The organism is Nocardia coffeae, from assembly GCF_019890715.1.
In the GTDB taxonomy this organism is placed as follows: Bacteria; Actinomycetota; Actinomycetes; order Mycobacteriales; family Mycobacteriaceae; genus Nocardia; species Nocardia jiangxiensis.
Genome location: NZ_JAINZY010000019.1, coordinates 1 through 13,809 on the forward strand (window position 1 = coordinate 1; position 13,809 = coordinate 13,809).

The window sequence follows — 13,809 nt, forward strand, 5'->3', positions numbered from 1 at the left end:
CGAACTCGAAACCGCCATGGCCCGGCATGTCGCCGGGTACAAGGACGAATGGGCCGCGGTTCTGGAGGATCCGGACAAGCTCTCGCGGTTCGTCTCCTTCGTCAATGCCCCCGAGGAAGCCGACCCGACCATCTCGTTCGACGACACCGGAGAGCGCAAAGTGCCGGTGCTGCTGGGTATTCCGGAAATTCCGATCACACACTGAGGCGGGACTCACAGTGCCGCCACGCATGGGAAATAGGCGCGTAATCGCGTGGAAACAGTTCGCCGGTACCAATAGCTAAGGCGTTCGGAGGAGAATTACCGATGACCGTTATCGATACACCCGCATATGCTCCTGTCGCGACGACCGGCTGGACCCGGGCCTGCCGGCTCGATCAGCTGATTCCCGGCCGTGGCGTGGCCGTGCTGCTCAGGGGCGGGCGGCAGGCCGCACTGTTCCTACTGCCCGGCGGCACCATCCACGCCGTCGGCAATGTCGACCCGTTCGGGCGCGCCGCGGTGATGTCGCGCGGGATCGTCGGCGACCGCGCCGGTGTGCCGGTGGTGGCCTCGCCGCTGCTCAAGCAGGCATTCTCCCTGCTGGACGGGCACTGCCTGGACGATGCCAGCGCGGCTCTGCCGGTCTACGCTGTGCGTGTGGACGACGGGCTGGTATCGGTATCCAACGAACCTGTGGACTGCCCGTGAACGAACAACTTCCCCTGGAGGGATTCACCGTCGGCGTGACCGCTGCCCGGCGCGCCGACGAACTCTCCACGATCCTGACCCGACGCGGTGCGACCATCATCACCGCGCCGGCCATCCGGATCATCCCGTTGGCCGACGACACCGAATTGGAACGGGTCACCCGGCAATTGGTCGCCGACCCGCCGCAACTGGCCGTGGCCACCACCGGAATCGGCTTCCGCGGCTGGATGGAGGCCGCCGAGGGCTGGGGGCTGGCCGAGGACCTGCGTTCGACGCTGGCCTCGACCCGGCTACTGGCCCGCGGCCCGAAGGCCAAGGGCGCCATCCGCGCCGCCGAACTGCGTGAGGAGTGGTCTCCGGCCTCGGAGTCCTCGGCCGAGGTGCTCGATCATCTGCTCGCCGAGGGCGTGGAGGGCGTTCGCGTCGCGGTGCAGTTGCACGGCGCGACCACCGAATGGGAGCCGGTGCCCGACTTCTGCGAGGTATTGCGTTGTGCGGGAGCCGATGTCGTGCCGGTGCCGGTGTACCGCTGGATCCCGCCGGAGGATCAGGTGCCGATGGACCGGCTGATCGAGTCGATGATCACCGCCGGACTGGATTGCGTCACCTTCACCAGCGCTCCGGCCGTTGCCTCGATGCTGATGCGCGCCAAGGAAACCGGGCTACTCGAGGGTGTGCTGCACGCACTGCGGACCCGGGTGCTGCCCGCCTGCGTCGGATCGATCACCGCCGCACCGCTCGAGGAGCTCGGTGTGGCCACCACGATGCCCGCGCGGGCGCGCCTGGGTGCGCTGGCACGGCACGTCGCGGAGGAACTTCCCCGGCGCGCCAACCGGATTCACGCCGCCGGGCACGAACTCAGTGTGCGCGGCGGATGTGTCGTGGTCGACGGGGCGGTGCGTCAGCTCGCACCCGCGCCGATGGCGCTGATGCGGGCGCTGGCCCGCCAGCCCGGCCGGGTGGTGTCCCGAAGTGATCTGCTGGCCGCGCTGCCCGGCGGCGGCGAGGACACCCATGCGGTGGAGACCGGGATCGCCCGGCTGCGCGCCGGACTCGGCGCGCCGAAAGTCATTCAGACCGTGGTGAAACGGGGCTACCGGCTCGCCATGGATCCGGCCGAGTGCGTGGACAACAATCCGCGTCCGGCCGTCGGCGGATCGGTGTCTCCGGGACGCCCGCCGCATCCGGCCCCGCTGGCGGGAGTGTGGTGAGCGTCCCCGCTCTGGTGCTGGTCGCGCACGGCACCAGAAGCGCTCGCGGCGTGCGGATGATCGGCGACCTGGCCGAGGCGGTATCACGCGAACTGCGGGGAACCGCTGCGCCCGAAGACATCTCGGTTCCCCTGGTGCGCACGGCCTTCGTGGACGTGCTCGGCCCGGCGCCCTCGGAGGTGCTGCGAGATCTGGGATCCGTTCCGGCCGTGGTGGTTCCGGCGTTCCTGGCCTCCGGATACCATGTGTACCAGGACGTTCCGCGCGAGATCGGGGAGAGCGGACATCCGTCGGTATCGGTCACCCCGGCCATGGGCCCGGACGTCGCCCTGGCCCGGGTGATGCGGATGCGATTGCGTACGGCCGGTTGGCGTCCCGGCGACGCGGTGGTCTTCGCCGCCGCCGGATCCTCCGACCCCCGTGCCCGCCGTGATGTCCGTCGAGCCGTGACCCTGCTGTCCGCGCAACTGGACACCCCCGCCCGGGTCGCGTACGTCGCCACCGGATCGCCACGAGTCCCGGAAGTCGTTGCGGCACTGCGTGAGTCAGGATCGCGGCGCGTCTTCATCGCCTCGTATCTGCTCGCGCACGGCCTGTTCCACCAGCGTCTGCACGAGGCAGGCGCGGACGGCGTCGCCGAACCCATCGGCATCCACCCGGCGGTTGTCCGCCTCCTGGCCGGTCGCTACCACGCCGCGGTACGAGATCTGATCCGCACCGCTGCCTGATCGGCTGTTGTGCGCCGACGCAGACGCGTTGGGGACGCAGGAATTATGTTTCAGTGCAATATGAATTCGTGAACGACCACGGTTCGGAAGAGTGCTCTGCCGTGATCGCCGACCGGCCTTGCTGCACGGCAGGGCCCAGCTGACCATCGGCATGCCGAGAATGCGGTTCGACCCCCTGTACAAAACCGTCGGCCTTGTACAGGGGGTCGAATTCGCGGCGATGACCGTCAGGCGCGGGCTTGGACTTTCAGGTCGCCGTTGATGACGGTGCGGGTCATGTCGCGGGCCAGCATGTCGTGCGGGAAACCGAGGTCGATGGCGCTGACCTGGGCGAGGCGGGCCAGGTGGGTGGCGTCGAATTCGACGTCGAGGGCGCCGAAGTTGTCCTCGAGCTGGTCGGGGGTGCGCGCACCGATGATCGGGGCGGTGACCGCCGGGTTCTGCAGCGTCCAGGCCAGGGCCACCTGGGCCGGGGTGCGGCCCAGATCCGCGGCGACCTCCTGGACGACCTGCGCGATGCGCAGGCTGCGCTCGGTCAGCGAGCCCTGCGCCAGTGCGACGCTCTTGCGCGAGCCCTCGGGCGAGGTGATGGTCTCGCCCTGTAGGTCGGCGGTGCTGTACTTACCGGTGAGCACGCCGTTGGCCAGCGGCGACCACGGAATCACTCCCAGGCCCATTTCGGCGGCCATCGGGATCAGATCGCGTTCGGAGGTGCGCTCCACCAGGCTGTATTCGACCTGCAACCCGACCAGCGGTGACCAGCCGCGCAGATCGGCGATGGCCTGCATGCGGGAGACCTGCCAGGCGGGGGCGTCGGAGATCGCCACGTAGAGCACCTTGCCCTGACGCACCAGATCGTCCATCGAGCGCAGGATCTCCTCGACCGGCGTCGTGAAATCCCAGGCGTGCAGGTACAGCAGGTCGATGTAATCCGTATTCAGCCGTCGCAGACTGGATTCCACCGAGGTGACCATGCTCTTGCGGTGGTTGCCGCCGGAATTGGGATCGGTCGGATTGCGCAGCATGGTGTATTTGGTCGCCAGCACCAGGCTGTCGCGGTTGTCGCGGGTGAATTCGCCCAGTAGACGTTCGGAGCTGCCGTTGGTGTAGGCGCTGGCGGTGTCGATGAAGTTGCCGCCCAGCTCGACGTAGCGGTCGAACAGCTTGCGGGCGTCATCGGTGTCGGCGCCCCAGCCCCAGTCCGCGCCGAAGGTCATCGTTCCCAGGGCCAGCGGCGAGACTCGCAGTCCGGAACGTCCCAGCAGCCGATAGGTGTCCAGGGTGAGGGACATCTTGTTCTCCTGTACTCGTGATCCGATGTCGAGAACCAGTCTGTGGTGCGGCAGGCGTGTGGTTAAGGGAGAGTTTTGCCTAGGAACGCCGGTCCTACCCGGCCGTAGGATCGATGGCGATGACGCACACCGTGGACACCACCCAGGAACTGGCCGCATTTCTGCGAGCCCGGCGCGAGCGCCTGGACCCGCGCGATTTCGGCCTGCCGCAACGCCGGCACTCCCGGCGCACCCCGGGCCTGCGTCGCGAGGAGGTCGCCGAACTGGCGGGGGTCAGCACCGATTACGTGGTGCGTCTGGAACAGGGCCGCGGCCTGCGTCCCTCGGCCGAGGTGCTCGAGGCGTTGGCCGGTGCGTTGCGCCTGGCGCCCGACGAGCGCGCCTATCTGTTCGATCTGGCCCAGCAGCGCGCACCCGCGATCGGCAAGCCCGCGAGCACCGCGGACCCGGCACTGGTCCGCTTGGTGGCCGATCTCGCGCCGCTGCCCGCGATGCTGGTCAACCACCGCTACGACATTCTGGCCTGGAATCGCGAAATGTCCCGCGTGCTGGTGGATTTCGAGAAATTGCCGCCGCGTCAGCGCAATTCGATGTGGATGTGCCTGATGCATCCGCGGATGCGGGACGGGTTCTACGTCGACCGGGAAACCATTCTGCGCGAAGGGATCGCGGATCTGCGCGCGGCCTGGGCCGCCCATCCCGAGGATCAGGTGCTGGCCGATCTGATCGCCGAATTCATCGCGGCCGATACGGAATTCGCGACGATGTGGGATCAGCGCGACGTTCGGGTGAACGGTCGCGGCACCAAGGTGCTGCGGCATCCGGAGGTCGGGCGGATGGCCGTACAGTTCGAGGTGTTGATGCCGTTGCAGGATCCGGACCAGCGGTTGGTGATCTACCGGGCGGTGGACCCGGAGAGCCAGTCGGCGCTGGACCGGTTGTGCGCACAGGGCGATCCGGGAACCGACGTGCCCGCGGAGTGAGTGTTCGGGAGATTTCTCGGGAAATCGGCGAGGATGTGTCGAATCGTGGCGGTTGGCTCCGACCGAAGGATGACAGCAGGTTCACTTCACCCGAGGAGCACATCATGACCAGCGTCAGCACCTTCATCTGGTTCGACAGCGAGGCCGAGCAGGCCGCGGAGTTCTACGCCGCGGCGGTTCCGGATTCGCGCATCACCGGCATCACCCGCAACGCGGACGGCTCGGCCTTCGTCGCGACGCTCGAACTGGCCGGTCACGCGGTCACGCTGATGAACGGCGGCCCCGGACATCCGCACACCGACGCGGCATCCATCCAGGTCCTGGTGGACGGTCAGGACGAGGTCGACCGGCTGTGGGCGGCCCTGACCACCGACGGCAAGCCCGGTCCCTGTGGATGGCTGACCGACCGGTACGGGCTGTCCTGGCAGGTCGTCCCGTCCGAACTGCCGGAACTGCTGGGCGGTGAGCACGCCGCCGCGGTGGGTGCCGCGCTGAACGGCATGTCCAAGATCGACCTGCCCGGTCTGCGGGAGGCGCACCTGCGTGGCTGAGCACGCGCGCAGCGGGATCACTCGGTCGCATCCGGTGGGCGGATGCGACCGATACTCGCCTGGAAACCGACGACCCGCCCGGATTACCCACCCACGACCGAGCGAATGCCGTAGGTTTGCCCGGAATCGTCCAGTGTGCATCCGGATACGAGGAGGGCGAGTGCGGTCAGCCGGGATCGGCACCGGTGAATTCCCGTTGTCGGCCGCCCAATTGCGATGGTGGGTGGCGCAGCAGCTGTATCCCGATGTGCCCAATACCGTTGCCATGTACCTGGATCTGGCCGGGCCGCTCGATCTCGAGCTGCTGCGGAGCGCCATTGCCCGCGCGGCGTGGGAATTGCAGTCTCCGCATGTGCGATTCGTCCCCGGACCCGACGGGCCACGGCAGATCCTGGATCCGGATGTATTCGGCGTCGTGCCCTGCCACGATCTCGTCGGTCGTCCCGATCCGGTCGCCCAGGCCCGCGCGGCGATGGAGACAGACCATGGCGCACCGGTCGATCTGATCGCGGGTCCGATCACCGTGGCGATGGTGTACCGGGTGGACGCGGCGCGGTGTCTGCTGTACCTGCGCAGCCATCACATGGTGCTCGACGGCGTCGGGGCCGCGGCCATCCTGCACCGCACGGCCGAGTTGTACACCGATGGGGAAAGCCCGGTCGCACAATCGGTTTCGGACCGACGGCGGCCTCTGACCATTCCGGAACTGCTCGATGACGAACGCGCGTACCGGAATTCCGCGCGCGCGAGCGTGGACCGCGAGTACTGGCGTGCGCAACTGTCCGGCCCGCTGCACTGCGCGGGCCTGGCGGGACGTTCGGCCGTACCCGCGCCGCAGCCGCATCGCGTCGAGGCGATGATGTCGCCCGTGACCGCGGCACACCTTGCCGCCGCGCGCGAACGGACCGGTGCGAGCTTCGCCGAACTGGTCGTCACCGCCTTCTCCTGCTACCTGGCCGCGGCCCTCGGAGTCGACGAGGTGATGGTGTCGCTGCCGGTCGCCGCCCGGCCGACCGCGGCGCTGCGCCGGTCGGCGGGGTCGGTGTCCAATGTGGTTCCGTTGCGCCTGGACGGGATCGGCGATCTGACGCTGCAGGAGATGATCGCGCAGGTCCGGGCGCGGGTGATCGGCGCACTGCGCCATCAGCGCTATCGGTACGAGGATATGCAGCGCGATCGCGGCGAATCACAGGTGACCCGAGGCGGATTCGGTCCGGTGCTCAATGTGCTCGGCTTCGTCGAACCGTTGCGGATGAGCGGAGTGACCGGCCAGGTTCGGCTGCTGTCGCTGGGGCCGGTGGAGGATCTGCTCGTCAACGGCTACCAACTCGGGCCCGACGAGCGCAGCGCCACCATCGGCATGCAGGCCAATCCGGCGTTGTACTCCGCGGCGGCGCTGAACTGGCATCATCGCCGATTCCTGGACTACCTGGACCGATTCCTCTCCGCCGCACCGGATCGCGTCGTCCGGACGCTGGATCCGCCGCGCGTGCCCCCGGAGGTTCCGGAGGTACGCGCGGATCGTGTGCTGGCGGATCTGCTGCGCTGGCAGGGTGCACCCGACCGGATCGCGGTGCAGGCGGGTGCGCACACCTGGACCGGCGGTGAGTGGGAACGGCTGTGCAACCGCTGGACCCGCGAGCTGATCGAATTCGGTGCGGGCCCCGGTATTTTCGTGATGGTGGCCGCACCGCGATCGCTGGAGTCGGTGCTCGCGGTCTGCGCGGTGGCGCGGGCGGGTGCGGCATTCGTTCCCGTGGATCCGGCCGATCCGGCGCGTCGGATCGCGGCGATTGCGGCGGATTCCGGTACACGCCTGGGGATTACGGTGCGGTCCGTGCGTGAGGAGCTGCCCGGTGCGGTGGATTGGCTGGTGCTGGACGATCCCACGACGGTGGCGCGTGCCGAGCGTCGCGACGCCCATCCGGTCTCCGATGCCGACCGCAATCGCCCGCTGGACGTGCGGCATCCGGCCTATCTGAGCTACACCTCGGGCACGAGCGGAACACCGAAGGGCGTCGTCGTCGGTCATGCGGGCCTGGGGGCGTTGACCGATCACCTCGTCGAACACCATGGGGTGAACCGGGATTCGCGCGTTCTGCACGCACATGCGCCCTCCTTCGACGCGCATCTACTCGAACTGCTCGCCGCCTTCGCGGCCGGTGCGCGGCTGGTGATCGAACCGACCACGGCGGTTGCCGGAGGTGCGCTGGCGGATCTGCTGAACGGCGCCGCGATCACCCATTTCCTCACCACACCCGCGGTATTGGCGACCCTGGAGCCGTGGCAGGTGCCCGGCCTGTGTGTGGCGGTGGTGGGTGGGGAGGTGTGCCCGCCCGAACTCGTCCGGCGCTGGGCGACCTCGCTGCGCCTGTTCAACGGGTACGGTCCGACCGAAACCACGGTCATGGCAACGCAATCCGATCCGCTGCGGGCGAGCGGCCCGGTGACCATCGGACGGGCGCTGCCGGGTGTGCGGGCACTGGTGCTCGATCCCGCGCTGCGGCCGGTCCCGCCGGGCACTCGCGGGGAGCTGTATCTCGGTGGCCCGGGGGTCGCGCAGGGATATCTGGGCAGGCCGGGTGCGACGGCCGAGCGGTTCGTCGCCGATCCTTTCCGTACCGGCGAACGGCTGTACCGCACCGGGGATCTCGTCCGCGCGGAGATGGATCGAACTCTGGAATTCCTCGGTCGCGCCGACGAACAGCTCAGCGTGCGTGGACGGCGGATCGAACCCGCCGAGGTCGAGGCCGCGCTGACCGCCTCGCCGCAGGTGGCACAGGCGGCGGTCGCCGTCGCCGACGGACCTTCGGGGCCTCGGCTGATCGGCTATTTCGTTGCGGCCCAGGGAGTCGAGGCAGATCCGGCGGCGATCGTCGGGAGTCTGCGCGAGGTCCTGCCCTCGGCCATGGTGCCCGCCCAGCTGGTGAGCCTGGACCGGCTTCCGGTCACCGCGCACGGCAAGGTCGATCGGGCCGCGCTCGCGATCCCGGCCCAGGTGCAGCGGCCCTACCGGGCACCGGAATCCGTTCTGCAACAGCGAGTTGCCGAGTGCTTCGCCGCGGCACTGGGGGTGCCGCGCGTCGGTCTCGACGACGACTTCTTCGAACTGGGCGGCAATTCGCTGGTGGGAGTGACACTTTCGGCCGATCTGGCCGCCGCGGCCGATGCTCCGGTGACCGTGCGGTGGCTCTACACCAGCCCGACCGTGGGCGAGCTGGCCGAGCGGATCACCGGTCACCGGGGCGGTTCGGAGACCGAGGACGGACTCGGCGCGGTCCTGGCGCTGCGTCGCGGCGGTTTCGCGCCGCCACTGTTCTGCATCCATTCCGCGGTGCCACTGGCCTGGTGTTATGCGGGGCTGGCGCGTTACGTCACCGATCGTCCGGTGTTCGGCCTGCAGGGGATCGGACCGGAGGGGGAACCGGATTCGGCCGTCACGATCGATGATCTCGCCGATCGCTATGTGACGCACATACTCCGGATTCAGCCGCAGGGGCCGTACCATCTGCTCGGCTGGTCGCTCGGCGGGCAGATCGCCCATGCCGTCGCCGTGCGCCTGCGTGCACGCGGTTGTGCCGTAGCAGTTCTCGCGATGCTGGACAGCATCGTATTTCCCGACGGCGCGCCGCCTCCGCCGACGCCGCGGATGCGCGATCTGCTCACCCATCTGCTCGGTGACGAACCCGAGGACGGCGATGCCCTGGCCGACCTGACCGCAGCCGATGCCGCGGCCGAATTGGCCGCAGCCGGACCGAGTTTCGGCGCGGGACTGACGTCGGCGCAACTGACCCGGCTGCATCGCGGCTATGCCGAATGTGTCCGTCTCTCGCACGGCTATCGTCCGGGGGTGTACGACGGTGACCTGCTGTACTTCTCGGCCACCCGCGGTGTGACCGCACCGCTCGGCGCGGATCTGTGGCAGCCGTACGTGACCGGTGCCCTGATCGAACATCCCGTCCCGGCCGCCCACGCACAGCTCACCAATTCCGATGTGGTGGAGGTCATCGGCCCCCTGCTGGCCTCGCATCTGCTCGGGCTGTCGACATGAGTTCCCCCGAAGACTCCGCCGCACAACATGATTCGCGAGCAGCCGGCGGGGTGGCGAGAGCCGGTGACCGTACCGGTGTGCGATGGCGACGGGTGTATCGGGATCGGGCGGACTGGGACCGGCTCGATCCCGCCGCCGCGGCCTTCACCCGATGGGTGGACGGACATCTGATGCACCCGCATCCCGACCTCGGCCGAGATGGTCCGGTCTGTCCGTTCGTGCGTGCCGGCGTCGCGCACGGCCTGCTCTGGGCGGGACTGGCCACCGGCGGCGACGGGCTCGGCTCGGTGGATCTGCGGCGGATCGTCCATGACGCGCTCGAGCAGTATCGCGACCTGTCCGCCGAACATCCCGATCGGGACCGGCAACTCGCACTGGTCACCCTCTTTCCGGGCCTGACCCGCTACGAGCGCATCGACGCGGCGCATCTGGCAGGCAAATCCGATGCGGTCCGGCACGGTGCCATGCTGGGCCAGTTCTATCCCGGATGCGGTGTTCCGGGGCTGTGGAATCGCGACTTCCACCCGCTGGACGCCCCGGTGCCGATGCTGGTGCTGCGCCCGATGATGAGCACCGACTTCCCCTTCCTGGCAGGTCGCGCCGACTGGCTGTACGCCTACTTCACCCATCTCGCGCCGGACCTGCCGCGCCGGTTGCGCTGGGCGATAGCCAATCGGATGCTGGTCGAGGGTGCGGCGGTGGCGGACATTACCGCGCTACGGGCGCACACCCGCGATGAACACGCCCGTTGATGTGGGCGAAAGGCCGCCTGCTCGAGGCATACTGCAAAGATGCGTCGGCTTCTGCACTGCCTTTTCGTCCTGTTTGCCGCGATTGCTACTTTCGTCCCGGTTGTCGCGGCAGCCGACGCCGGTAGGGGGCCCGCCATTCTCGATGTGCGGCCATTGGGCGGGCTGCAGTACCAGGTGGTCGTGTATTCCGCGGCGATGAACCGGCCGATCACCCTGTGGATGTCGCATCCCGATCGCCCCGCGCCCACGCTGTACCTGCTCAATGCCGTCGACGGAGGTGAGGACGGCGGCCCGTGGAATGTGCGCACCGATGCCGCTCGATTCTTCGCCGACAAGCCGGTCAACGTGGTCGTGCCGATCGGTGGTCGGGCCAGCTACTACACCGATTGGATGGCGGACGATCCCGCGCTGGGGCGCAACGAATGGTCCACCTTCCTGATCCGCGAACTGCCGCCGCTGTTGAATGCGCGTTTCCACACCACCGGTCGCAATGCCGTTGCGGGAGTGTCGATGTCGGGGACCTCGGCGCTGGATCTGGCGATCGAGGCGCCCGGGATGTACCAGGCCGCCGGTGTCTACAGCGGATGCACGAGCACGAGCGATCCGGCATCGCGAGCACTGGTGTACTCGCAGCTGGCGACGTTCGGCGCGAACGCCACGAACATGTGGGGCGGACCGGCCAGTACCGCTTGGTCGGCGCACGATCCGGTCGTGAATGCCGCCCGGTTGCGGGGTGTCGCGATGTACATCTCCTCCGGCAACGGCAGTGCGGGCGTGCACGATACGTTGGCGGACCCGTCCATCGGCGGCAATCCGCTCTCTCTGAGCAACCGCCTCTCGATCGGCGGCACGATGGAGAGCGTGGTGAACAGCTGCACGCACACCCTCACCAATCGCCTTGCCGCACTGGGTATTCCGGCCACCGAGTTCTACCACGCCGGCACCCACGCCTGGCCGTACTGGCAGGACGACCTGCACAATTCCTGGCCCGTGTTCGCCGCCGCGCTGGGGGTGTGAGCGTTCGGTAGAGTGCGGCGGTGATCTTCCGAAAGCTGGTGGTCGTCGGCGGTGTGGAAGCGGTGCTGAACCCGCCGCATCGCGCGATCCTGGACGAACTGGCCGACACCGTCGTCACCGTGGCCCGCGGGGCCGATCCGGGCCCGGAACTCGCCGATGCCGATGCTGCCGTCCTCGCGTTCGCGATCCCCTTCGGCCGCAACGCCATCGATGCCGCGCCGAGGTTGCGGTATCTGCAGGTCGCCTCGACCGCGTTCGATGCCGTCGACGTGCGGTACGCCCGTGATCGCGGCATCGCCGTGGCCACCCTGCCGGACTACATGACCGAACCGGTGGCGCAGTTCGTCCTCGCGGTGCTGCTCGAGCAGGCCAGTGGTCTGGCAGCGGGTCGTGCGTTCCGGCGGGAGGGCAATCTGTTCCCACTCGCGTTCCCCGCCAAGCAGTTTCGCGGCAGTCGGGTCGCGGTGGTCGGGCTCGGCACCATCGGTCGCCGGGTGGCCGAGATGGCCGCGGGGCTCGGCGCGGAGGTTCGGTACTGGTCACGACACCGCAAGGACGACAGCGGATTTCGGTACCAGGACCTCGACGCGCTGCTGTCCGAGGCCGATTTCGTCTCCGTCAACCTGGCGCTGACCGACCGAACGCGCGGTGTGCTCGACGCCGACCGGATCGCCGCACTCGCCCCCGGCACCGTGCTCGTCTGTACCGCACCCCTGGAACTGATCGACCTCGCCGCCCTGCGCGCCCGCACCGAGACCGGCGAGGTTCGCGCGATTCTCAATCACGCCCTTCCCGATACGATCGCCTATTTCGACGGTTGTCCGGGCTTCGTCGACCCGCCCCTGGTCTACCTGACCGACCAGTCCCGCGCGCTCATGCAAGGAGCCCTGGTCGCTCGGCTTCGGGAGTGGGCCGCACAGCCCTGAGCGCTTCCCCGGGGATTTTGTCGGTGGTGGGTGCCACAATGCGGTATGGCTTACGACGAGGAGTTGGCCGACCGGATTCGGGATCTGCTGGGTCCCGCGTTGCCCGAGGCGGCCGAGAAGAAGATGTTCGGTGGCCTGGCCTTCCTGATCGGCGGCAATATGGCGGTCGCGGCCAGTGGGCAGGGCGGGCTGATGGTCCGGGTCGATCCGGCTCTGGCGGGGTCGCTCATCGATGGCGCCGGGGTGACCCCGATGGTCATGGGTGGCCGCGAGATGAAGAACTGGCTGCGAGTGGACACCGACATCGTCCACGACGACGCGGCCCTGCAGCAGTTGGTCGAGCGCGGCGTCGAATACGCTCGCAGCCTCCCGCCGAAATAGCGTTGTCCACCGGCTGTCCCGGTCAGCGGGAAGGCGAGCCCGGGGTGGGCGGTGGTCGCTCCGGCGAGTGTTAGCGTGTGCCTCAGCTCACGCGTGGCGAGCGGGAGAACGAGTTGGACACAGATCGGCTGCCCTGTGCGGCGAACGGAGCGAGATGATGCGTGCGCTGCAACTGACCGGGCCGGGCACGCTGGAACTGCGGGAGATCCCGATCCCCGAGATCGGTCCGGCCGAGGTGCTGCTGCGGGTCGGCGCGGCCGGTATCTGCCATTCGGATTCGTATGTGCTGAGCCTGCCGTTCGCGATGCGCGAGGATCCGCTGACCATGGGACACGAGATCGCGGGCACCATCGAGGCGGTCGGTTCCGAGGTCGACGGACTGACCGTCGGTGACCGCGGAATCGTCTATCTGTGCTGGTCGTGTGGGGTGTGCCGGGAGTGCGTGCGGGGGCGGGAGAACGTCTGCCTGGCCGCGGGGCGCACCGCGATGCCGCCGTGCCCGGGGCTGGGTCCGGACGGGGGAATGGCGGAATACGTTGCGATACCGGCGAATTCGTTCGTCGCCATCGGTGACGAACTGGATTTCGCCGAGGCCGCGCCGCTGGCCGACGCCGCACTGACCCCGTATCACGCCATTCGCGGAGCGATGGATCAGCTGCAACCCGGGTCCACCGCCGTCGCCATCGGCATCGGCGGGCTCGGGCACGTGGCGGTGCAGATTCTCACGGCGGTCACCGCGGCCCGCGTCATCGCGGTAGACATCGCGCAGGACAAACTGGATCTGGCCGCGGATTGTGGTGCCGCACTGGGCGTCCTGGCCACCGACGAGACCGCCGCGCGCATCCTCGAACTCACCGGCGGGCGCGGCGCGGAGGCGGTGTTCGACTTCGTCGGCACCGATTCGACCGCGGCGCTGGCGGTACAGGTGGTGGCCCCGGACGGTGCGTACCGGATGGTGGGCCTGGGTGGCGGAGTGCCCGGTATCGATGCCGGACCCGCCGGCGGACCGGGGCTGCCCTGGGGTGCGACGGTGCGAAAGTCCTACGCGGGCACCAGAAGTGACCTGGCCGCATCGGTCGAGCTGGCACAGCGGGGCAAGGTGCGGGTCGAGGTGGAGCGTTTCGCGCTGGAGGAGGGGCGCGCCGCGTTCGAACGTCTCGATCGCGGCGAGATCCGCGGCCGCGCCGTGCTGATTCCGTGACGGCCGTGCCGATTCCGCGACAGACA

13 protein-coding genes are annotated in these 13,809 nt (G+C 68.7%); 12 read left to right on the forward strand and 1 reads right to left on the reverse strand.

Translation table 11 applies throughout. The annotated features are described in order from the left end of the window. From K7711_RS41375 to K7711_RS41390, 4 genes are all read left to right on the forward strand, one after another. A partial coding sequence (locus tag K7711_RS41375; protein ID WP_222977581.1) for a hypothetical protein occupies positions 1-205 on the forward strand: 205 nt, incomplete at its 5' end. Between the two features lie 101 nt (positions 206-306). Then, on the forward strand, positions 307-690 hold the full coding sequence (nirD, locus tag K7711_RS41380; RefSeq protein ID WP_222977583.1) for a nitrite reductase small subunit NirD: 384 nt from the start codon (positions 307-309) through the stop codon (positions 688-690). After that, on the forward strand, positions 687-1,901 hold the full coding sequence (locus K7711_RS41385) for a uroporphyrinogen-III synthase (RefSeq protein WP_222977585.1): 1,215 nt from the start codon (positions 687-689) through the stop codon (positions 1,899-1,901). Before nirD ends, K7711_RS41385 begins: the two co-directional genes overlap by 4 nt. Then, entirely contained in the window at positions 1,898-2,629 is a 732-nt protein-coding gene (locus tag K7711_RS41390) for a sirohydrochlorin chelatase (RefSeq protein WP_222977587.1), read from the forward strand. Before K7711_RS41385 ends, K7711_RS41390 begins: the two co-directional genes overlap by 4 nt. A gap of 227 nt (positions 2,630-2,856) precedes the next feature. Here the strand turns inward: K7711_RS41390 and K7711_RS41395 are convergent, their stop codons facing one another. Further along, positions 2,857-3,921 (reverse strand): aldo/keto reductase, encoded by a 1,065-nt coding sequence (locus K7711_RS41395; RefSeq protein ID WP_222977589.1) that lies wholly within the window; start codon positions 3,919-3,921, stop codon positions 2,857-2,859. 119 nt (positions 3,922-4,040) lie between these two features. On the opposite strand from K7711_RS41395, the gene K7711_RS41400 reads away from it, so the two are divergent. From K7711_RS41400 to K7711_RS41435, 8 genes are all read left to right on the forward strand, one after another. Next, positions 4,041-4,904 (forward strand): helix-turn-helix transcriptional regulator, encoded by an 864-nt coding sequence (locus K7711_RS41400; RefSeq protein WP_222977591.1) that lies wholly within the window; start codon positions 4,041-4,043, stop codon positions 4,902-4,904. Positions 4,905-5,008: 104 nt separating this feature from the next. Further along, positions 5,009-5,455: a VOC family protein gene (locus K7711_RS41405; protein ID WP_222977593.1), complete on the forward strand. Its 447-nt coding sequence runs from the start codon at positions 5,009-5,011 to the stop codon at positions 5,453-5,455. Positions 5,456-5,615: 160 nt separating this feature from the next. Further along, positions 5,616-9,506, forward strand: a complete 3,891-nt coding sequence (locus K7711_RS41410; protein ID WP_308015189.1) for a non-ribosomal peptide synthetase — start codon at positions 5,616-5,618, stop codon at positions 9,504-9,506. A 77-nt stretch (positions 9,507-9,583) separates the two neighbouring features. Next, positions 9,584-10,258 (forward strand): DUF6875 domain-containing protein, encoded by a 675-nt coding sequence (locus K7711_RS41415; RefSeq protein WP_308015190.1) that lies wholly within the window; start codon positions 9,584-9,586, stop codon positions 10,256-10,258. 39 nt (positions 10,259-10,297) lie between these two features. Beyond that, positions 10,298-11,275: an alpha/beta hydrolase gene (locus K7711_RS41420; RefSeq protein WP_222977595.1), complete on the forward strand. Its 978-nt coding sequence runs from the start codon at positions 10,298-10,300 to the stop codon at positions 11,273-11,275. Between the two features lie 20 nt (positions 11,276-11,295). After that, complete coding sequence (locus K7711_RS41425) at positions 11,296-12,201, forward strand: 2-hydroxyacid dehydrogenase (RefSeq protein ID WP_222977597.1); 906 nt, start codon at positions 11,296-11,298, stop codon at positions 12,199-12,201. Positions 12,202-12,246: 45 nt separating this feature from the next. Beyond that, a complete protein-coding gene (locus tag K7711_RS41430) occupies positions 12,247-12,582 on the forward strand; it encodes a TfoX/Sxy family protein (protein WP_222977599.1) in 336 nt (111 codons plus the stop codon). A 157-nt stretch (positions 12,583-12,739) separates the two neighbouring features. Continuing rightward, positions 12,740-13,783, forward strand: a complete 1,044-nt coding sequence (locus K7711_RS41435) for an NAD(P)-dependent alcohol dehydrogenase (RefSeq protein ID WP_222977601.1) — start codon at positions 12,740-12,742, stop codon at positions 13,781-13,783. Positions 13,784-13,809 lie beyond the last annotated feature (26 nt).